We start from the raw sequence: 17,891 nt of genomic DNA, 5'->3' as shown, positions 1-17,891 counted from the left end.
TAAGCCTGATGCCCGCTTCCTGATCGAGGTAATTTATGAATGCGCACAATCGTCGCTTAACCGCGGCGCTGCTGGCGGGCGCCGTCGCGCTGACGCTGCTGCCCTGGTACAGCCTGGAGCAGGGCTTCTTCAGCGGGGAGTGGCTGTTCAGCTTATGGACCGATGAGAACAGTGCACCGGCGCTGGGGCAGCTCGCGTTACGCCGCTGGCTGAGTATTGCTGTCGCGCTGTGGCTGCTCTCTGCGGCCAGCGTCTTTCTGCCGCCGGGCCGCACGCGTAGCACGCTCCTGCTGCTTTTCAGCGTCACGGGCATCCTGTTTCTGGTGCTGGAAGGGCATGCCATTGGTTTCAGTGGCTGGAACTGGCTGTGGCTGGAACATATCGCGGGTCCGCAGGCATTGGGCCAGCCAGCAATGGGCGCGGGCGCGTTGCTGCTGCTGACCGTGTTTTTGCTGATCTTCGCATTTGCCCTGGCGGAGCGGGGTGTGCTGAAAGGTGATGCCTTTGTCGTGGCGTCGATTGTACTGCTGGTGGCGCTGGTGACCACCTTTGTGCTCTATCCGGTGCTGAGCCTGTTTGTCGCCTCGGTGCAGGATATTGATGGCAGCTTCAAACCGGATGGGCTGATTGCCAATATGCAGGACCCTGCGATCTGGAGTCTCTCCTGTTTCACCGGTGGCACCTGCGGCACGGCCTGGCGCACGCTGGGACTGGCGCTGATGACCGCCAGCGGTTCGACGCTGCTGGGGCTGGCGTTTGCGCTGGCGGCTACGCGCACGTCGCTGCCGTGCAAGAAAGCGCTGCGGATGCTGACCATTCTGCCGATTATCACGCCACCGTTTGTTATCGGACTGGCGCTTATCCTGCTGTTTGGCCGCTCCGGTGTCGTAACAGAATCACTGGCAACGCTGTTCGGCATCGAACCGGGCCGCTGGCTCTATGGCCTGACCGGCATCTGGATTGCGCAGGTGCTGTCGTTTACCCCTATCGCTTTCCTGGTGCTGATTGGCGTGGTCGAGGGTGTCAGTCCGTCACTGGAAGAGGCCTCTCAGACGCTGCGCGCCAGTCGCTGGCGCACCTTCTCCCGCATCTCGCTGCCGCTGATGGCGCCCGGTCTGGCCAACGCCTTCCTGATCAGCTTTATCGAAAGCATGGCCGATTTCGGTAACCCGATGGTGCTGGGTGGCAGTCATGGCGTGCTCTCCACCGAAATCTTCTTCTCTGTGGTCGGCGCACAGAACGACCCGAGCCGCGCGGCGGTGCTGGCGATGATCCTGCTGGGCTTTACGCTGACTGCATTTCTGGTGCAGCGCGTCTGGCTCGCCGGAAAAAGCTTTGCCACCGTCACCGGCAAAGGCGACGGTGGCCGTCACGTGATGCTGCCGCGTCCGGTGCGCTACAGCGTCTATGGCATGGTCATCCCGTGGGGACTCTTCACGCTGGTGATCTACGGCATGATCATGATTGGCGGCTTTGTACAGTCGTGGGGGCTGAATAACAACCTGACGCTGGATCACTACATTCGCGCCTTCAGCGTCAGCGTCAATCAGGGGCAACTGGTCTGGCGCGGCGTCGCCTGGAACTCCTTCTGGACCACGCTGGAGATTGCCCTGATCGCTGCGCCGCTCACGGCCATTGTGGGGCTGCTGACGGCCTGGCTGATTGTGCGGCAGAAGTTTGCCGGCCGTCAGACCTTTGAATTCATGCTGATGCTGAGCTTTGCCATTCCCGGTACGGTCATCGGCGTGAGTTATGTCATGGCCTATAACCTGCCGCCGCTGGAGATGACCGGTACCGCGATGATCCTGATCGCCTGCTTTGTCTTCCGTAATATGCCGGTCGGCGTGCGTGGCGGGATTGCGGCGATGAGCCAGCTGGATAAAAGCCTGGATGAAGCCTCACTGACGCTGGGCGCTAACAGTTTTCGGACGCTGCGCAAAGTCGTGCTGCCGTTGCTGAAACCGGCGATCAGCGCCGCGCTGGTCTATGCCTTTGTGCGGGCGATAACCTCGATCAGCGCGGTGATTTTCCTGGTCAGCGCCCAGTACAACATGGCGACCTCTTACATCGTCGGGCTGGTGGAGAACGGTGAGTATGGCGTCGCCATTGCCTACTCGTCGGTATTGATTGTCGTGATGCTGCTAATCATAGGCCTGTTCCAGCTGCTGGTGGGCGAACGTCGCCTGCGCCGTACAACCCAACCGGCGGTGATGGTTACCGCACCTTCTGCCTCCACACTGACTCAGGAGAGAGCCCTATGACGACCATTAACGCCGGATCGGTGGTGTTTGAACATGTCGCGAAGCGTTTTGCTGGTTTTACCGCCGTGCCGGATCTGTCGCTCACCGTAGAGCCAGGCACGCTGGTGACGCTGCTCGGGCCGTCCGGCTGCGGCAAGACTACCACGCTGCGGCTACTGGCCGGGCTGGAGCATCCCACCTCGGGAAGGATTCTGATTGGCGGCAAAGAGGTAACGCATCTGCCCGCTAACGAACGGGATGTGGCGATGGTGTTTCAGTCATACGCGCTGTTTCCCCACATGAACGCTATCGACAACATTCTTTACGGGCTGCTCTCCTCGGGCATGAACAAACGCGAAGCGCAGGACAGGGCGCGTGAGGGGCTGAAGCTGGTGGGGTTAGAGAGTCAGGGAGAGCGGTTGCCGTCTGAACTTTCTGGCGGACAGCAGCAGCGTATTGCGGTAGCGCGTGCGCTGGTGCTGGAACCGCAGGTGCTGCTGCTCGATGAGCCGTTGTCGAACCTTGATGAGCGTCTGCGCCGTCGGGTGCGCACCGATATCCGTGATTTGCAGCAGCGGCTCGGATTTACGGCGGTCTATGTCACCCATGATCAGGAAGAGGCGCTGGCAGTCTCCGATAAGATTATTGTCATGAAAGAGGGGGATATTGCCCAGCAGGGCGCGCCGGAGACGCTTTATCATTCGCCCAACTCGGTCTTTATTGCGGACTTTATGGGGGAAGCCAATATTCTGCCCTGTGAAGTGGAGCAGGCGGATGCAGATGACGCACTGGTTCGTCTGGGTAACCAGCGCTTTCGGGTGCGGGGTGCGGGCGCTAAAACCGGCAGTGCCCAGCTGGCGGTGAGACCCCAGTTTATTACGTTGTCTGGCGATGGCCAGGGCGCGTTGCAGGGTGAAGTGATCCACAGCACCTGGCTGGGTGACCATATTGAATATGAAGTCGCGACCGAGCTGGGCGCGTTGTTCATTATCGATCCGCAGATGGAACAGCGTCTGCCTCTCGCCACCCTGGTAGGCGTCAACTTTAAGCCGCAGGGCCTTGCCCTGATTGCCCGTTAATCTGATTAACCCGAGGAGTTTGCATGGCATCGCATGATGAAATAATGGCGCGACTGGCTTTAGCGGAGGCTGTGGCCCGCGAAGGTGGCGCGACCGCGCTAGGCTGGTTTAACCGTCGCGACACGCTGGTGGTAGAGACCAAGTACGATTTGCAGGATGTGGTGTCAATTGCCGACCGTGAAGTAGAGCAGTTGATCGCCAGCCGCATAAAGGATGCGTTTCCCGATGATGGCTTTCTGGGTGAGGAGTCGGGGCTGCAGGCGGGACACTCTGACTACACCTGGGTGGTTGATCCGATCGATGGCACCAGCCCGTTTCTCAATGGGATGCCGAGCTGGTGCGTTTCGGTGGCAGTGCTGCGTGGCGATGTGCCGGTTATCGGTGTGATTTTCGCACCCACTTATGAGGAGTGCTATGTGGCGGCACTGGGGCAGGGCGCGACGCTGAACGGTCGTCGTCTGCAGGTTGATCCCACCCGCACACTGCAAAACCATGTTACCGGCTTTGGCGCTAACAGTTATGTCAGTCCGCAGCAGGTTGGCGAGATTGTGGCGGCGCTGCTGTCGGCGGGCGGTAACTTTATCCGCATTGGTTCGGGCGCGCTGATGCTGGCGTGGGTCGCCGCCGGTCGGGTTGTGGGATATTACGAACCCTATATGCACGCCTGGGATTGCCTGGCGGGTTACTGTCTGGTGAAAGAGGCGGGCGGCTGGTACCACCCGTTCAATACCGAAGGCGACCGCATCATCAAAGGGGCGCAGGTTCTGGCCGTTGCTCCCGGCGCCGAAGCAGACCTTCGGCGTATTGCGGGTTTGTGACCCTGTCACGCTGACTGCTTTAATGGCGGTCAGCGTGAGTCTGTTACCCTGAGCGTTTTCGTCAGATAGTGACGCTGCATACCGTTCTCTGGAAAGTCGGGCAGGGACATCTGCTGCTGATACCCCTGCTTCTGATAAAACGGCAGAGCCTGAAAGCTGAAGGTATCCACCAGCGCAAAGAGACATCCCCTCTTAGCCGCCTCCTGTTCCGCGGCTTCCATCAGCGCGCGACCCAGACCACTGCCACGCACAGTTTCGTCCACCCAGAGAAAATCAATGCAGAGCCAGTTGCCTTTGCGCGATGCGATGACTCCACCGCGCAACACGTCTTCTGCATCTTTATGATAAACCGACAGCGGGCCCCAGTTCTCGCGGCTGATAAACTGCCGGTTGTAAGCGCCTAATCCTGTCAGCAACGCGTCCCGATCATTATCGTTTTCCTGATGGGTAAGGGTAAATGTGCGCATTCTGTTCCTCTTCTATTTGCGTGTTTTTATCCCCTGCAGGGGATATACGGGCGATTATCCTCTATGGGGTATAAATGACTGATTATCCCTTTGCGGGTATAATCTCTTTTTATCCCCTGTAAAGGATAATGCATCTGCGTTATGCTGACAGCCTGTGATCCTTAAGGAGTCACCCCATGATATACAGCCCGATACAGCTGGCAAACCAGCTCAAGTTTATCCGCCAGCGCAATGGCTGGACGCAGAGTGAGCTGGCAAAAAAGGTCGGCCTGAAACAGGCTACCATTTCTCATTTTGAAAATGCGCCTGACAGCACCTCACTGGCCACGCTGTTTAAGCTGTTACAGGCGCTGGAAGTGAGTCTGGCCGTTCAGGAAAAAGAGGCGGTCACGGCGACTCATTTGCATGATGAGGATGAGTGGTAATGCAAAGGCTGATTGCGTGGATGAACGGCGAACGGGTGGGTGTACTGACACGGCAGCGAAACGGCACCCATGCGTTTCAGTATGATACCGGCTGGCTGAGTAATCCGCTCTCCCGGCCGCTGTCACTCTCAATGCCATTGCAGGTTAAGGCGATCACATCACACGCTGTGATTAACTTCTTCGATAACCTGCTGCCGGACAGCCCACTGATTCGTGAGAGAATCGCAGCGCGTTACCAGACTCAATCCTGTGAGCCCTTTGATTTACTGCAGGAGGTGGGACGTGACACCGTCGGAGCAATCATGCTGTTGCCGCCCGACAGGCCATTGCCTGCCGTGCAGGCTCGTTATGAGGTGCTGGATGAAGCCCGGCTCGAAAGCGTACTGTCGGCCAGGTACGATATTCCGCTGGGAATGTTGCATGAGGAGCCCGATTTCCGCCTCTCAGTTGCGGGTGCACAGGAGAAAACCGCGCTGCTGCTGACGCAGGAAGGCTGGAGCATTCCTGCCGGTGGCACGTCTGCCTCACACATCATTAAGCTGCCAGTCGGTGAGATTAAACAGCCGACCGCTACGCTGGATATGCGTGAAAGCGTAGAGAATGAGTATCTTTGTCTGACGCTGGCCCGCGCACTCGCTATCAATGTGCCGCAGGCGACCATTATCCGGGCCGGAAAGATGCGCGCCCTCGCCGTTGAACGCTTTGATCGCCGCTGGTCACGTGACAAAACCCGGCTGATTCGCCTGCCACAGGAGGATTTCTGTCAGGCGCTGGGACTGACCTCGTCAACCCAATATGAATCGGATGGCGGGCCGGGCATCGCAGAGATCATGCAGATACTGATGGGATCACGTCACGCCATTGAAGATCGCTATCGCTTTATGATGTTCCAGGTATTTCAGTGGCTGATTGGTGCCACCGACGGTCACGCCAGGAATTTCTCACTGTTTATTGAGCGCGGCGGCAGTTACCGTCTGACCCCTTTTTATGATGTGATCTCCGCGTACCCGGTGCAGTCGGGTTCCGGCATGAACACGCAAACGCTGACACTGGCGATGGGGCTGGGTGCCACTCAGGAGAAGAGGACGGAGATCGACAAAATTTACCCGCGCCATTTTATCGCCACGGCGAAGCAGGTGAGTTTTGATCGTGACAGCCTGCAGCAGATCTTTGACTTCTTCATTAAAGCGCTTCCCCAGGCAATCGTTTTGGTGCGTGATGCGTTGCCGCCCGACTTTCCTCAGCATATCGCCGACGCCATTTTCAGCCATGCATTGATTATGCTGGAGCGGTTACGGCATGGAGAGTGAGGGCACGGAGCTGGCACTATGCTGAAAAGCCAGTCTGCCCATGTCTCGTTAAAAGCGGGTCAGCTATGCTTATCTGACAGGCATAACAAAGGAGTATGGGTATGAAGTGTCCGGGATGTGAAGGAGAGGCGTTTGTTTACGCCACGCGTGATGTCAGTCTCAATACCGGTAATCCGGATGATGTTGTGCACGATGTGAAGGGCGATCACTGCATCCGTTGCGGGGCTGTGATCATGAATGCCGGCACGGCAGAGCAGTATCCCGAAAAGGCTGAAGCGCTGGAGAATGCCGGCGTTCCCATCAAATAATATCAGGAGCCCGCGTAAAGCGGGCTCTGCTTATCGCTTTATGTACTCTTCTGATCGGCTCACTCTTATTGGGTCCTGCGTCGCTGACCATTTTGTCGCCGGTCCCGGCGAACAATGTTTCCTGCGACGAATCACCCATAAAAAAGCCTGCACAAGGCAGGCAAATCGTTATAAGGGAATGTCCATCTTTTGATAACACGCAACGAGTAAGTTGTGTGATGGTGGCACCCTACAGGAGAAACATTAGGTTTACCCTGGGAACGGGAACCTGACTCTGTCAATGCGGACACTGGAGTGCGTTATGGATGCCAATCGCTATGCCCTGGAAGTCATTGCTTCACCGCCGGTGTTTCCCGGTGTCGCCAGTCCTGTGTTGTCTGATGAAACGCTGCATCGTCGTCTGGCCGCTATTATTCAGCGCATGCAGGAGCAGAAGATTGCACAGCTGATTATCTATGCCGACAAAGAGCACGGCAGCAATTTTGAGTATCTGGCGGGATTCATTCCTCGCTTCGAGGAGGCGCTGCTGGTGGTGAATCAGCAGGGCGCTCTCACTTATATCATGGGTAATGAGAATCTAAAGCTGGTGCCTTTTGCCCGCAATCCGGGGCGCTGTCTGCATGCGCCGCTCTTTTCGTTGCCTAATCAGCCGATGCGCGGTGAGCAGCCACTGGATCAGCTGTTAAATGAGGCCGGGATTGTCGCGGGAGAACGCACCGGGCTGGTGGGCTGGAAGTTGTTTACCGGCAGGCAACAAGGAATGTGTGATTTGCCGCAGTTCGTTTACGCTGCAGCGGCGCAGGCGACGGGCAGTGATGCGCTGCTGGTTAACGCGACCGGGCTGTTTATTTCGCCGGATAACGGTGCGCGCTGCGTGAATTGCGCCGATGAAGTGGCGTTTTATGAGGCTGGGGCAAATCTTGCGTCAACCGCCATGCTGGCTGCGCTGGATAGCGTAGAGCTAGGCAACACGGAGAAGGCGTTAGGCGCACAGCTTAACGCAGAAGGTCAGCCTAATACGGTGATGACGATTGCGGCAACCGGCGATCGTTTTGCGCATGCCCGGCTTTATCCATCGGATAAACAGCTCGTCACTGGCGATAAGCTTTCTCTTACTACCGGCTATAAAGGCGGGCTGACAAGTCGTTCCGCTTATGTAGTCAGCGAGGCTTCTGAGTTACAGTGTAACGTTTCGGACTGGTTAACCCGTCTGGCGATCCCCTATTATCATGCGGTGGTCAGCTGGCTGGAAGATCTGCACATCGGTATGACCGGCGGCGAACTCTATTCACTTATTGAGAGCGTGTTGCCCAAAGCAGAGTATGGCTGGCATCTGAATCCGGGGCATCTGGTGGCTGACGAGGAGTGGTTAAGCTCACCTGTCTATCCCGACTCTGCCGTGACACTAAAGAGCGGTATGCTGCTGCAGATTGATATCATCCCGTCGGTGCCGGGTTACGGAGGCTGCAGTATTGAGGATACGGTCGGGCTGGCAGATGCGGCATTGCGTGATGAGCTGGCGCGCGCTTATCCGGATGTCTGGCAGCGTATGACGCAGCGCAAAACCTACCTGGCGGAGGTGCTGAGGATCCGGTTGCCGGAAGAGGTGATTTTGCTCTCAAATACGGTAGGGTATTTACGCCCTTTTTTACTGGATAAGCGCCGCGCGCTGGTGCGTCAGTAGACGATTACCCGGCCTGACGAGGCCGGTAATAATTTGTAAAATTTAACTGAGAGTAAAACAGAGGCGCATCTGTCAGGATACGCGCCTCAGAAAGTTCCTGGTTGCTCTCATTCGATGAAATGGTTTACCAAAAACGCGGTTTTGTTTGCCTGCAAAACCTCTCTTGCCGCGTTTATCGCACTCTCTGTCGCACTCTTTCTTAACTTCGAAAAACCCGCCTGGGCGCTGACCACCGTTTTTGTCACGTCACAGCTTTATGCGGCATCGACCGTCTCGAAATCACTGTTTCGTCTGATGGGCACGCTGCTGGGCGGCATCTTCATTCTGCTGATCTATCCTGAAACCGTGCAGTCACCCGTATTGTTCAGTCTTTGTGTGTCACTGTGGGTAACGGTTTGCCTTTATCTTTCTCTGCATGACCGCACGCCGAAGAGTTATGTCTTTATGCTGGCGGGTTACAGTGCGGCGATAATGGGCTTTCCTGATGTGGATACGCCGTCGGCGATTATTAATACCGTCATTTCACGTATTGAGGAGATTACGCTGGGTATCCTCTGCAGTACGCTGGTTCACCGGCTGGTATTTCCGGTTTCGATGCACCATCTGCTGGGGCAGAGCGTTAATCACTGGTTTCTCAACGCGCGCAAACTCTGTGATGAACTGATCAGCGGAATGGCGAAGAACAAATCGCTGGAGCGGGAAGATATCCTGATTCAGATGGCGGGCTATCCGCTGAATGTTGAAACATTGCTGACACACTGTGTTTATGAGGGCGAAGCGGCGGGTAATGTCATCCGTCTGGTCAGCGTGCAGTATCAGCATCTGAGTTATCTGCTGCCGACGCTGACCGCGATTGAGTCACGGCTGGGCGTACTGGCCGAACTGAACATTCGTTTTCCGCCGTGCGTCACCGACGTGTTTCAGGAATTTCTGTTGTGGCTGCATCATGACCGTATTAACGATATTGCCGGACTGCGTGAGGCGATTGCCTCCAGTCAGGCGACGCTGGAAGAGGAATGGCGGGCAGGGCGTCTGCCAACTGAAGAGAGTCTGCTGCTGATTGGTCTGCTGGAGCGGCTGGCTAACTTTGTACGTATTGCCGATGCCTATGAAAATGTCAGCGCGCGAGCCGGGGATCTCTACAGCCACGGGGATGGGGCGGCGATCCGCAATATCCGGGAACATCGTCATATTGATAAAGGCCTGCTGCGGTTGTCCGCGCTGACCGCTTTTCTGGCCACCTTTCTCTCCAGCCTGTTCTGGATTGGCAGCGGCTGGGCTGATGGGGCGAATGCGCCTTTGATGGCGGCGATTATCAGCTCTTTTTTCGCGGGTGTTGATTCCCCGGTGACGCCGATGAAGCTCTTCGTGAAAGGGGTGGTGATTGCACTGGTGGTCAGCCTGTTTTATATCGCGTTCCTGATTCCACAGGCCAATACCTTACAGGCGTTGATGATCTGTCTGCTGCCTGGCCTGATGCTGCTAAGTCTGGTGATCGCTAATCCGGCAACCAATATGGTGGGGCTGAGTGTCGCTATTCAGATCCCCGGCTTTATCGGCTTAAGCCATCACTATGTGCCAAACCTGATCGTCACGCTGAACGCGGCCATCTCCTCAATGGTGGGGATTATGTTTGCTGTGGTGCTGACGGCATTGATTCGCAATAAGCGGCCCTCCTGGATTGCCAGAAGAGCGGTGCAACGGGGACTGCGCGACCTGTTAGGATTTATCAAAATGGTGGAACGTAATTCCGCCACGCTGCTGTCACGGCAACAATTTATTGCCCGAATGCTCGACAGGGTGAACATTATTTTGCCGCGTAAGCGTCTCGATCCGGTGCCGGATATCGTGGTGGGTGGGTATCTGATTACCGAAACCTGGCTGGGTGCCAACTGTTATGACTTTTACGCACGATACAGGGAAGTGCTGGAGAGCCATCGGATTGATAGCGGTCAGATGTTTCACGAGCTGGCGCTTTATCTCAAACGCAAAATGAAGTCACTGCAATTAGCGCCGCATCAGGATCTGCTGGATGAACTGGATCTGTTACTGCTGCGGATAGAAAGAATTGCCCGCGAGGAGAGTGCAGCTGTCGCGCCATTAATCCATCTTTTTAATATTCGGGTATCACTTTTTCCCCATCAGCGCTGGCCGGAGTAACAGGGGCTGGCTGGTGGTGTTTCGAACCGGGATTGAAGTGTAGTAAAGAGAATACCTTTTAGTTACATCATACATAAGATCTTAATCTAAAACAGATGTCAGACAGGGTGCCTGTTTGTCATGTCTTACAGTAACACGAGCCGGGATGATGGGAAAACGCTGGGGTGGATTGCTGAGTAAAGCGGAAATTATACCCATTTAAAATCAGTGTGTTGCATACTTTTTCATGTCAGCCTGACACTGTTGCCGTCATTTGGGGATTCGTCAAATTCGCATCACGCAGCGGCTGAAACCCGCAATAAGAGCAGGGTGCGCCTGGCGCATTACAGGCTGAGAGAATTAGCTGTTTACCTGTGGCTGTAACTGATAAATCCACGCAGTGTAATACTGGTTATCCCCGGCAGTTACGCGAACTTCGACGCGATCATAGCCATCTTCAAACGCATCCAGCATTGGCCAGTGCGCATCCAGCTGCTCAGAGATAAACAAGTATCCTGGTACAGCGGGGCCATGTTCATCCAGAACAATGCCAGGAAAATCAGCCGCTGCACCCCAGCCACGCTCATAGAAGGTGCCGTTTACCGAGCCGGCCAGCCATTCGCCGCTAATGTTTTCAAGAATATGGGCATTCTCCCGGCCCGGACAGAGCGTGCCATAGACAAATAAGCGTTCCATTTTTCCTCGTTTTCCAGACTCAAAGCCGGTTACTTTAACGCGTTGTGATAAATTCTGCAGCCCTGACGTCACGCCAGTTATTCAGAATTGACGTAGCAGCGCCTGCGGAGCACAAAAATTCTACAGTTAGCGCACGCATCCCGGCCCTGGAGTACGCATGTAAAACAGGAAAGCCGACGTTAACAGCCTGAAGGCTGTATTAGCAAATTACAGCTTTTAAGCTGTTATATTGCTTTAACAGCTTTTAGAGTGTATTTTGATTAAACAGCGTACAGGCTGTATCACCTGTTAAAGCGGTCAGCGCACGATGAAAAATGTCTATCCGATAAAAACACTCAGCCAGTTGCGTCCTTTGCTTATTGGTTTTCGCAAAGCAAATGGACTGACGCAAAAAGATCTGTCTGAACGATTAGGCGTCACTCAGCAGACTTATGCGCGTCTGGAAGCCAACCCGGCCAGAGCCAGCATTGAACGCCTCTTCAAAATCTTCACACTGCTGGGCGTGGAGATGACTCTCTCTTCGGGAATAAGCTCATCCGCAGGAAAGCAGACAGAAGAAAAGGGGACATTAGAAAATTCACCTGCGAGACGGGAGAAATGGTGACGCTATGAGCCGGAGACAGCAGCGTTTAGTGATATGGATGAACGGTATCCAGGTTGGATTCTGGAACAAAAGCAAAGGAGAAGATACGCTGCAATATCTTCCTGAATGGAGTGCCGACGCGCAAGGAAGACCGTTATCGCTCTCTTTGCCTTTTACCCCCGGCGATCAAATCTGGCGCGGAAATGTGGTACGTGACTACTTTGATAATTTATTACCGGATAGTGAAGGGATTCGCAGGCGTCTGGCAATGCGGTATCAGGCAGAAAGTCTCGACCCTTTTGACCTGTTGACCGAGCTGGGAAAAGATTGCGTAGGCGCGATACAGTTACTGAAAGAGGGCGATGAACCCACGGATTTATATTGCGTAAAATATCGGCCGCTCTCTGAATCAGAGATCGCAATGACATTGCGAAATACCACGGCGGCATCATTACCCGGCAGACAGAGTGATACAGGCGACTTACGGCTATCCATTGCCGGTGCGCAGGAAAAAACAGCGTTATTATGGCATGACGATCGGTGGTGCAGGCCTGAAGGGAATACGCCAACGACGCATATTTTCAAGTTGCCGCTTGGCCTGGTCGGCAATATGAAAGCTGATATGAGTACATCCGTGGAAAACGAATGGCTCTGTTCGCTGCTACTTGAACAATTCGGCATCCCGGTCGCAAGAACAGAAATCGCTCAATTCGAAGATCAGAAAGTCCTGGTGGTTGAACGTTTTGACCGCAAATGGTCAGGTGATCAGCGTTGGATCATTCGTTTACCTCAGGAAGATATGTGTCAGGCTGCGGGGATGTCACCATTACGCAAATATCAGGCCGACGGCGGGCCAGGTATCTCTGAAATTATGGAGATTCTGAGTCATTCAGATCACGCAGAACAGGACAGATTGCATTTCTTTAAAGCGCAGATAATTTTCTGGGTACTGGCGGCCACAGATGGCCATGCTAAAAATTTCAGTATTGCGATAGGGCCTCAGGGGCATTATTGCCTTACGCCACTTTATGATGTTTTATCGGCATGGCCGCTCATCGGAAATGGCAATAATCAGATAGCCTGGCAAAAATGCAAACTGGCGATGGCCGCTCGCGGCAGCAACAACTATTACAAACTCTACAGAATACAAAGACGGCACTGGATTAACCACGGTGAGCAGACCGGCCTGAGTAAAAAGCAGGTTGAGATGATGATGGATGAAATAATTTCTGACGCACCGGACGTCATCGAGCGTGTTCGCGCGCAACTGCCAGATCAGTTCCCGTCAGAACTGGCAGAACGCGTGTTTGATGGCATAACGCAGCAATGCAGGCGTCTGGCCGGAAATTAGCGCCGATTAAAATTTCCCACTGAACACAGTGTCAGAAGAGAACAGGCTGAGAGGTGCAACACGGCAACGCAGATGTTTATCGATTACAGCCTGAATGATGAAAAGACGGAGAGATTCATTGTCAGACAGAATCATCAGGCATCCGCAGAGATTCCCTGGGAAAGGTGGAAAACAGGATAAGACAGACACCTGACCAAAGAGCGCATAATGTATATTATGTTAAATAAGAGATTAACAGTGCACTTATCGCTGTGATACTGCGTCATTCATTCCTGTACTTCCGACCTGCAGTTACGTTACTGCCACTGCCCTGCACCTTCATAGTGATGCCTTCAAACAGATCGCCTGAAAACCCCGAACAACGATGCAGTCCGGGGTTTGTCATCAGATTATTTCAGATGCGAACGCAGTGCTTCACCCGCCTGGTCAATGGCTGTTCTGACTGTCGGTTCCTGGCTCAAGGCGTTCAGCAAACCGAAGTCATGAATCATGCCATTGTACCGTGTAACGGTCACCGGCACGCCTGCTGCATCCAGCTTACGACCGAATGCTTCACCTTCATCCCGTAATACATCCAGCTCTGCAGTCTGAATCAGCGTTGGCGGTAACCCCTTCAGCTGTTCAGTGCTGGCGCGCAACGGCGATGCCAGAATGTTATTACGATCTTTTTCCGACGTCGTGTAATTATCCCAGAACCACTTCATCATGTTCTTCGTCAGGAAATGTCCGTCAGCAAACTGCTCATATGACGGCGTGTCGAAACGCGCATCGGTAACCGGCCATAGCATCACATCATAACGGATAGCTGGCGTTTTAAACTGCTTCGCCTGTAACGCAACTGCCGCCACCATGTTACCGCCAACGCTGTTACCAACCAGCGCCAGACGTTTTCCGTCAACGCCAATTTCAGCACCATGGTCGGCGACCCATTTAGTGGCTTCATAGGCCTGAGTGATTGCCACCGGGAAATGGGCTTCTGGCGAAGGTTGATAGTTAACGAATACCGCTGCAGCACCGGATGCATTCACCATGTCACGAACCAGACGTTCATGGGTTGGAAAATCGCCCAGCACCCATCCGCCGCCGTGGAAGAACATAAACACCGGCAATGTGCTGCTGGCGTGCTCAGGTTTAACGATGGTCAGCGTCAGAGGCTTGCCCAGTACAGTAATGATCTTCTGTGAAATCTGTGCCGGCGGCAGTTCTGCGCCCTTTTGTGCTCCGGTCAATACTTCCCGGGCATCGTTGACAGAGAGTTGCTCAATTGGTTTACCCGTTCCGCTGTTGAGCGCTTTCAGAAAGGCGGCAACACCTACGGTCGGTTGCGGGCTGTTTTCAGTTGGCGCAGCAAACGCGCTACTTATCTGGCTGCTTAACAGTAATGCACTGGCGATCAGTTTCATTTTCATTACAGGACTCCGATTAACTTGCTATTTAATAGTGTGCTATCTGGTTGGCCGGACAATGACACGGCACCTCTTCATTGTAAACAACTAAATAGCGCGCCATTTAAATGGCAGAACCAGTCTTCCTGGAAATCATCGGGGTTAACGTGGCAAATTGCAGCTATCTGTATCGAATTGCAGTCATTGAGCGCGACATTTCAGAAGCGGAAAAATCCTGAATTGATCCAGCTCTCTGCTCAGCACTGAACTCCTGGTGCCCTGCTTTGGCTGCCAATCCCGGTGAATTCAACCTGGCGGCACTTTTCTCTGATCAACTTTTATCGCACAAATGCCGGACTATTAATTAAAAAAACAACTTTTGTATGATGTAACTAAATAGATTAATTCCCTCAGAAATTTCACATTTACCGCGGCTGATTTTCGCTTTGGTCTCAGGCCCTTTACTCTCTCTGCACTGCTACACGACTTCAACCAATCAATAAAGGAAACATTGATGAAAACATCATACGCTTTGATCGCAACATTACTGATGACCTCTGGCGCGTCCGCTATCGCAGCTCAGCCCGCTGCCGCTAAAAATCCGCTGAGCGTACACGTTCTTAATCTGCAAACCGGTCAGCCTACAGCGGGCATCGAAGTCGAGCTGGATCAAAAGCAGCAGGATAACTGGGTAAAACTGGCCTCAGGCGTTACCGACAATAACGGTCGTATCAGCGCCCTGTTCCCGCAGGACAAGATGGCCAGTGCGGGCAGCTACCGTGTGGTGTTTAAAACCGGTGACTTCTACAAAAAAACCAACCAGAAAACCTTCTTCCCGGAGATTCCGGTTGAATTCAACATGGAAGCCAGTGGCGAGCACTACCATATCCCGTTACTGCTGAGCCCGTTTGGTTACTCAACCTATCGCGGCAACTAATCTGCTAATCCGGCACTCAGGTGCCGGATTCCCCCGCGACGCGAGCCGGAAAACACGCCACCAGCCAGTCGATAAACACCCGCAGCCGTTGCGTTACGTGCCGGTTTTGCGGATAAACCAGATGAAACGGATAACCCGCAGGCCGCCAGTCGCGCAGTATCTCCACCATATCGCCCTGCCGCAGAATCGACGACAGTGAATAACTGAACGTCTGAATGATCCGCAGCCCGGCCAGACCCGCCGCCAGGTGTGCATTACTTTCATTAACGCCAATGCGATGCGCGCTGGTGATCTCTATTTTCTCACCCTGACGTTCAAACTTTAGCGGAAACGGTTTGCCGGTTTGCGGCGAAAGATAACTCACCAGCCGGTGTCCGTTGCGCAGTTCATCAGGGTAAGCAGGAATCCCAAATGCTTTGAGATAGGCGGGTGTCGCGCAGGTGATCAGCGTGGCGTGCCCTATCAGACTCGCCACCAGTGAGGAATCGGCCAAAGGACCGCCACGAATGACACAGTCAATGTTGTCGCTAATCAGATTAGCCGGGCGGTCCGAGACGCCAAGATCCAGCGTAATGTCCGGATAGCGGGCAAAGAAATCGGGCAGCAGCGGAATAAGAATATCCCGTGCGGTAGACCCGCCGATATCAACGCGTAACTGCCCGCGCGGTTTACTGCGCCGCGCATTAAAACAGGCATCAATATCCTCGAGATTGTGCAGGATACGCAGTGCTTTCTCATAGTATTCCTGCCCTTCTGCGGTGACGGTCACGCGCCGGGTGGTGCGTTGCAGTAGCCGCACGGAGAGATGTTGCCCGTTCGTGGGCGCTGGATCTGAAAGATCGCGGCATCCGGGTTAATGTCGTGAGTCCTGGCTCGGTTCGCACGCCTGGGTTGGGTGATCTGGTGAGTGAAGAGCAGCGTCAGGGTCTGTTTGATGCGCTGGCGGCACAGATACCGCTTGGCCGTCTGGGTGAACCACAGGAGGTTGCCCGTACCGTTGCGTTTCTGGCGTCTGATGCCGCCAGCTTTATTAACGCGACAGAGCTGTTTGTCGATGGCGGCATGGCACAGGTCTGAGGTTTAAGCCAGCCTGAACGCTGCCACAACAGTGATAACCCGAAATCCCGGTTCAGCCAGACCAGCACAGCCTGGCTGGCTGGCTGACCGCTAGCCAGTCACTCCCTGTTTCATAACCCGAAGGAAAAGCTGCGATCTCTCCGTCGTCCGGCACGCAGTCATAAAATGTCACGTTGCAGTCATCCCGTCCGGTAAATCCCCCGCTATAGTTATTGCCTGTCACGTCCGTCATAACACCATGGAGATAACATGAGCCAACTTTTTTCCACTGTCTCGCTCGGCGAACTTACGCTGGATAACCGCATTGTGATTGCCCCGATGTGTCAGTACTCCGCTGAAGCAGGCAATGCGACCGCCTGGCATCGGATCCATCTTGGCCAGCTCTCCTTTTCCGGCGCCGGTCTGATGATTATTGAAGCCACTGCCGTTGAGGACATTGGCCGTATCTCTCCCGGCGATCTCGGTTTGTGGAATGATGATAATGAAGCCGCACTAAAAACAGTTCTGGATGATGTGCGCCGCTACTCCTCTATCCCGATTGGTATGCAGCTGGGCCATGCGGGACGTAAAGCGTCGTGTGCGGTTCCCTGGGAAGGCGGTAAGCAGATTGCACCCGATGCAGGCGGCTGGCAAACCGTAGCCCCGTCGGCACTGAGCTATAGCGCGGATGAAGTTAAACCGGTTGCCATGAGCATTGACGATCTGCAGCGGGTAAAAAAGGCTTTTGTTGAGAGTGCCCGCCGTGCAGTGCGCCTGGGTATTCAACTGATTGAAGTGCATGCCGCGCACGGCTATCTGCTGCATCAGTTTCTGTCACCGCTCTCGAATCAGCGCAGTGATGAATATGGCGGCTCGCTGGAAAACCGACTGCGTTTCCCGCTTGAGGTGTTCAAAGCCGTCCGTGAAGCCGTTCCCGCTGCCATTCCGGTGGGTGTGCGTATTTCCGCGACGGACTGGGTGGAAGGCGGCTGGGAAATCAAGCAGTCGATCGCCCTCTCACGTGAGCTGGAAGCGCTTAACTGCGCCTATATTCATGTTTCCAGTGGTGGTTTGTCGGAAAAACAGGAAATCAGCGTCGGACCCAATTATCAGGTGCCTTTCGCCCGCGATATTCGCGAGCAGGTGTCAATCCCGGTGATTGCTGTTGGCCTGATTACTGAACCTCAGCAGGCAGAAGGTGTTCTGCAACAGGGCGACGCTGACCTGGTGGCGCTGGCGCGCGGCATTCTCTATGATCCCCGCTGGCCGTGGCACGCCGCCGCCGCACTGGATGGCAAAGTGCAGGTTCCGCCGCAGTATCTGCGTTCTGAACCGCACGATGTCAAAGGCATCCTGACGCAGGATCAGTAAGCGTTAACGGGCAGGCCGCGTTACCGTGGTCTGCCCGCGATT

General features: G+C 54.5%; 15 protein-coding genes and 2 pseudogenes. 13 read left to right on the top strand and 4 right to left on the bottom strand.

Annotated features, from left to right (window positions below; genetic code table 11):
• Positions 1 to 35: 35 nt before the first annotated feature.
• The 3 genes from Q7C21_RS07760 to Q7C21_RS07750 are packed head-to-tail and all read left to right on the top strand — an operon-like array spanning position 36 to position 4,137.
• Positions 36 to 2,261 carry an iron ABC transporter permease gene (locus Q7C21_RS07760; protein ID WP_187512603.1) on the top strand — a complete coding sequence of 742 codons (2,226 nt, stop codon included), beginning with the start codon at positions 36 to 38 and terminating at the stop codon, positions 2,259 to 2,261.
• Positions 2,258 to 3,319 carry an ABC transporter ATP-binding protein gene (locus Q7C21_RS07755; protein ID WP_003853623.1) on the top strand — a complete coding sequence of 354 codons (1,062 nt, stop codon included), beginning with the start codon at positions 2,258 to 2,260 and terminating at the stop codon, positions 3,317 to 3,319. Before Q7C21_RS07760 ends, Q7C21_RS07755 begins: the two co-directional genes overlap by 4 nt.
• 23 nt (positions 3,320 to 3,342) lie before the next feature.
• Complete coding sequence (locus Q7C21_RS07750) at positions 3,343 to 4,137, top strand: inositol monophosphatase family protein (protein WP_008925202.1); 795 nt, start codon at positions 3,343 to 3,345, stop codon at positions 4,135 to 4,137.
• Between the two features lie 29 nt (positions 4,138 to 4,166).
• On the opposite strand, the gene Q7C21_RS07745 is transcribed toward Q7C21_RS07750, so the two are convergent.
• Positions 4,167 to 4,604 carry a GNAT family N-acetyltransferase gene (locus Q7C21_RS07745; RefSeq protein WP_375150583.1) on the bottom strand — a complete coding sequence of 146 codons (438 nt, stop codon included), beginning with the start codon at positions 4,602 to 4,604 and terminating at the stop codon, positions 4,167 to 4,169.
• A 176-nt stretch (positions 4,605 to 4,780) separates the two neighbouring features.
• On the opposite strand from Q7C21_RS07745, the gene hipB reads away from it, so the two are divergent.
• The 5 genes from hipB (at position 4,781) to Q7C21_RS07720 (ending at position 10,491) form a co-directional block, all read left to right on the top strand.
• Complete coding sequence (hipB, locus tag Q7C21_RS07740) at positions 4,781 to 5,029, top strand: type II toxin-antitoxin system antitoxin HipB (RefSeq protein ID WP_003853619.1); 249 nt, start codon at positions 4,781 to 4,783, stop codon at positions 5,027 to 5,029.
• Complete coding sequence (locus Q7C21_RS07735) at positions 5,029 to 6,339, top strand: type II toxin-antitoxin system HipA family toxin (protein ID WP_375150582.1); 1,311 nt, start codon at positions 5,029 to 5,031, stop codon at positions 6,337 to 6,339. The genes hipB and Q7C21_RS07735 overlap by 1 nt, the downstream gene beginning before the upstream one ends.
• A gap of 101 nt (positions 6,340 to 6,440) precedes the next feature.
• Positions 6,441 to 6,647: a type II toxin-antitoxin system MqsA family antitoxin gene (locus Q7C21_RS07730; protein WP_003853616.1), complete on the top strand. Its 207-nt coding sequence runs from the start codon at positions 6,441 to 6,443 to the stop codon at positions 6,645 to 6,647.
• 301 nt (positions 6,648 to 6,948) lie between these two features.
• On the top strand, positions 6,949 to 8,331 hold the full coding sequence (locus Q7C21_RS07725; RefSeq protein ID WP_375150581.1) for a M24 family metallopeptidase: 1,383 nt from the start codon (positions 6,949 to 6,951) through the stop codon (positions 8,329 to 8,331).
• Between the two features lie 114 nt (positions 8,332 to 8,445).
• The gene (locus tag Q7C21_RS07720) at positions 8,446 to 10,491 is read left to right on the top strand and encodes an FUSC family protein (RefSeq protein ID WP_375150580.1); all 2,046 of its coding nucleotides are present in this window, start codon (positions 8,446 to 8,448) and stop codon (positions 10,489 to 10,491) included.
• Between the two features lie 339 nt (positions 10,492 to 10,830).
• Here Q7C21_RS07720 and Q7C21_RS07715 read toward each other — a convergent pair whose 3' ends face one another.
• The gene (locus Q7C21_RS07715) at positions 10,831 to 11,166 is read right to left on the bottom strand and encodes a gamma-glutamylcyclotransferase family protein (protein WP_003853609.1); all 336 of its coding nucleotides are present in this window, start codon (positions 11,164 to 11,166) and stop codon (positions 10,831 to 10,833) included.
• Positions 11,167 to 11,473: 307 nt separating this feature from the next.
• Here Q7C21_RS07715 and Q7C21_RS07710 point away from each other — a divergent pair, with 307 nt between their 5' ends.
• Positions 11,474 to 11,770, top strand: a complete 297-nt coding sequence (locus Q7C21_RS07710; protein WP_008925195.1) for a helix-turn-helix transcriptional regulator — start codon at positions 11,474 to 11,476, stop codon at positions 11,768 to 11,770.
• Positions 11,771 to 11,774: 4 nt separating this feature from the next.
• On the top strand, positions 11,775 to 13,100 hold the full coding sequence (locus tag Q7C21_RS07705) for a type II toxin-antitoxin system HipA family toxin (protein ID WP_375150579.1): 1,326 nt from the start codon (positions 11,775 to 11,777) through the stop codon (positions 13,098 to 13,100).
• Between the two features lie 389 nt (positions 13,101 to 13,489).
• On the opposite strand, the gene Q7C21_RS07700 is transcribed toward Q7C21_RS07705, so the two are convergent.
• Positions 13,490 to 14,509: an alpha/beta hydrolase gene (locus Q7C21_RS07700; protein ID WP_375150578.1), complete on the bottom strand. Its 1,020-nt coding sequence runs from the start codon at positions 14,507 to 14,509 to the stop codon at positions 13,490 to 13,492.
• 490 nt (positions 14,510 to 14,999) lie between these two features.
• On the opposite strand from Q7C21_RS07700, the gene uraH reads away from it, so the two are divergent.
• Positions 15,000 to 15,422 carry a hydroxyisourate hydrolase gene (gene uraH / locus Q7C21_RS07695; protein ID WP_003853600.1) on the top strand — a complete coding sequence of 141 codons (423 nt, stop codon included), beginning with the start codon at positions 15,000 to 15,002 and terminating at the stop codon, positions 15,420 to 15,422.
• 16 nt (positions 15,423 to 15,438) lie between these two features.
• Here uraH and Q7C21_RS07690 read toward each other — a convergent pair.
• Positions 15,439 to 16,230, bottom strand: a pseudogene (locus Q7C21_RS07690) (LysR substrate-binding domain-containing protein); the annotation flags it as partial.
• Between Q7C21_RS07690 and Q7C21_RS07685 the strand changes: the two are divergent.
• Both Q7C21_RS07685 and Q7C21_RS07680 read left to right on the top strand, forming a co-directional pair.
• Positions 16,215 to 16,499, top strand: a pseudogene (locus tag Q7C21_RS07685) (SDR family NAD(P)-dependent oxidoreductase); the annotation flags it as partial. The pseudogenes Q7C21_RS07690 and Q7C21_RS07685 overlap by 16 nt on opposite strands.
• Positions 16,500 to 16,748: 249 nt before the next feature.
• Positions 16,749 to 17,849 carry an NADH:flavin oxidoreductase/NADH oxidase gene (locus Q7C21_RS07680; RefSeq protein ID WP_003853594.1) on the top strand — a complete coding sequence of 367 codons (1,101 nt, stop codon included), beginning with the start codon at positions 16,749 to 16,751 and terminating at the stop codon, positions 17,847 to 17,849.
• Positions 17,850 to 17,891: the final 42 nt, after the last annotated feature.

Source organism: Pantoea sp. ANP04 (assembly GCF_041982285.1).
In the GTDB taxonomy this organism is placed as follows: Bacteria; Pseudomonadota; Gammaproteobacteria; order Enterobacterales; family Enterobacteriaceae; genus Pantoea; species Pantoea eucalypti.
The sequence above is the reverse complement of the archived record's forward strand: the minus strand, read 5'-3'. Positions and strand labels throughout refer to the sequence as shown.

What these genes read in the sequence shown, in the direction of transcription:
- Q7C21_RS07760 (WP_187512603.1), top strand. Translation starts at nt 36, where the DNA reads ATGAATGCGCACAATCGTCGCTTAACCGCGGCGCTGCTGGCGGGCGCC.
- Q7C21_RS07755 (WP_003853623.1), top strand. Translation starts at nt 2,258, where the DNA reads ATGACGACCATTAACGCCGGATCGGTGGTGTTTGAACATGTCGCGAAG.
- Q7C21_RS07750 (WP_008925202.1), top strand. Translation starts at nt 3,343, where the DNA reads ATGGCATCGCATGATGAAATAATGGCGCGACTGGCTTTAGCGGAGGCT.
- Q7C21_RS07745 (WP_375150583.1), bottom strand. Translation starts at nt 4,604, where the DNA reads ATGCGCACATTTACCCTTACCCATCAGGAAAACGATAATGATCGGGAC.
- hipB (WP_003853619.1), top strand. Translation starts at nt 4,781, where the DNA reads ATGATATACAGCCCGATACAGCTGGCAAACCAGCTCAAGTTTATCCGC.
- Q7C21_RS07735 (WP_375150582.1), top strand. Translation starts at nt 5,029, where the DNA reads ATGCAAAGGCTGATTGCGTGGATGAACGGCGAACGGGTGGGTGTACTG.
- Q7C21_RS07730 (WP_003853616.1), top strand. Translation starts at nt 6,441, where the DNA reads ATGAAGTGTCCGGGATGTGAAGGAGAGGCGTTTGTTTACGCCACGCGT.
- Q7C21_RS07725 (WP_375150581.1), top strand. Translation starts at nt 6,949, where the DNA reads ATGGATGCCAATCGCTATGCCCTGGAAGTCATTGCTTCACCGCCGGTG.
- Q7C21_RS07720 (WP_375150580.1), top strand. Translation starts at nt 8,446, where the DNA reads ATGAAATGGTTTACCAAAAACGCGGTTTTGTTTGCCTGCAAAACCTCT.
- Q7C21_RS07715 (WP_003853609.1), bottom strand. Translation starts at nt 11,166, where the DNA reads ATGGAACGCTTATTTGTCTATGGCACGCTCTGTCCGGGCCGGGAGAAT.
- Q7C21_RS07710 (WP_008925195.1), top strand. Translation starts at nt 11,474, where the DNA reads ATGAAAAATGTCTATCCGATAAAAACACTCAGCCAGTTGCGTCCTTTG.
- Q7C21_RS07705 (WP_375150579.1), top strand. Translation starts at nt 11,775, where the DNA reads ATGAGCCGGAGACAGCAGCGTTTAGTGATATGGATGAACGGTATCCAG.
- Q7C21_RS07700 (WP_375150578.1), bottom strand. Translation starts at nt 14,509, where the DNA reads ATGAAAATGAAACTGATCGCCAGTGCATTACTGTTAAGCAGCCAGATA.
- uraH (WP_003853600.1), top strand. Translation starts at nt 15,000, where the DNA reads ATGAAAACATCATACGCTTTGATCGCAACATTACTGATGACCTCTGGC.
- Q7C21_RS07680 (WP_003853594.1), top strand. Translation starts at nt 16,749, where the DNA reads ATGAGCCAACTTTTTTCCACTGTCTCGCTCGGCGAACTTACGCTGGAT.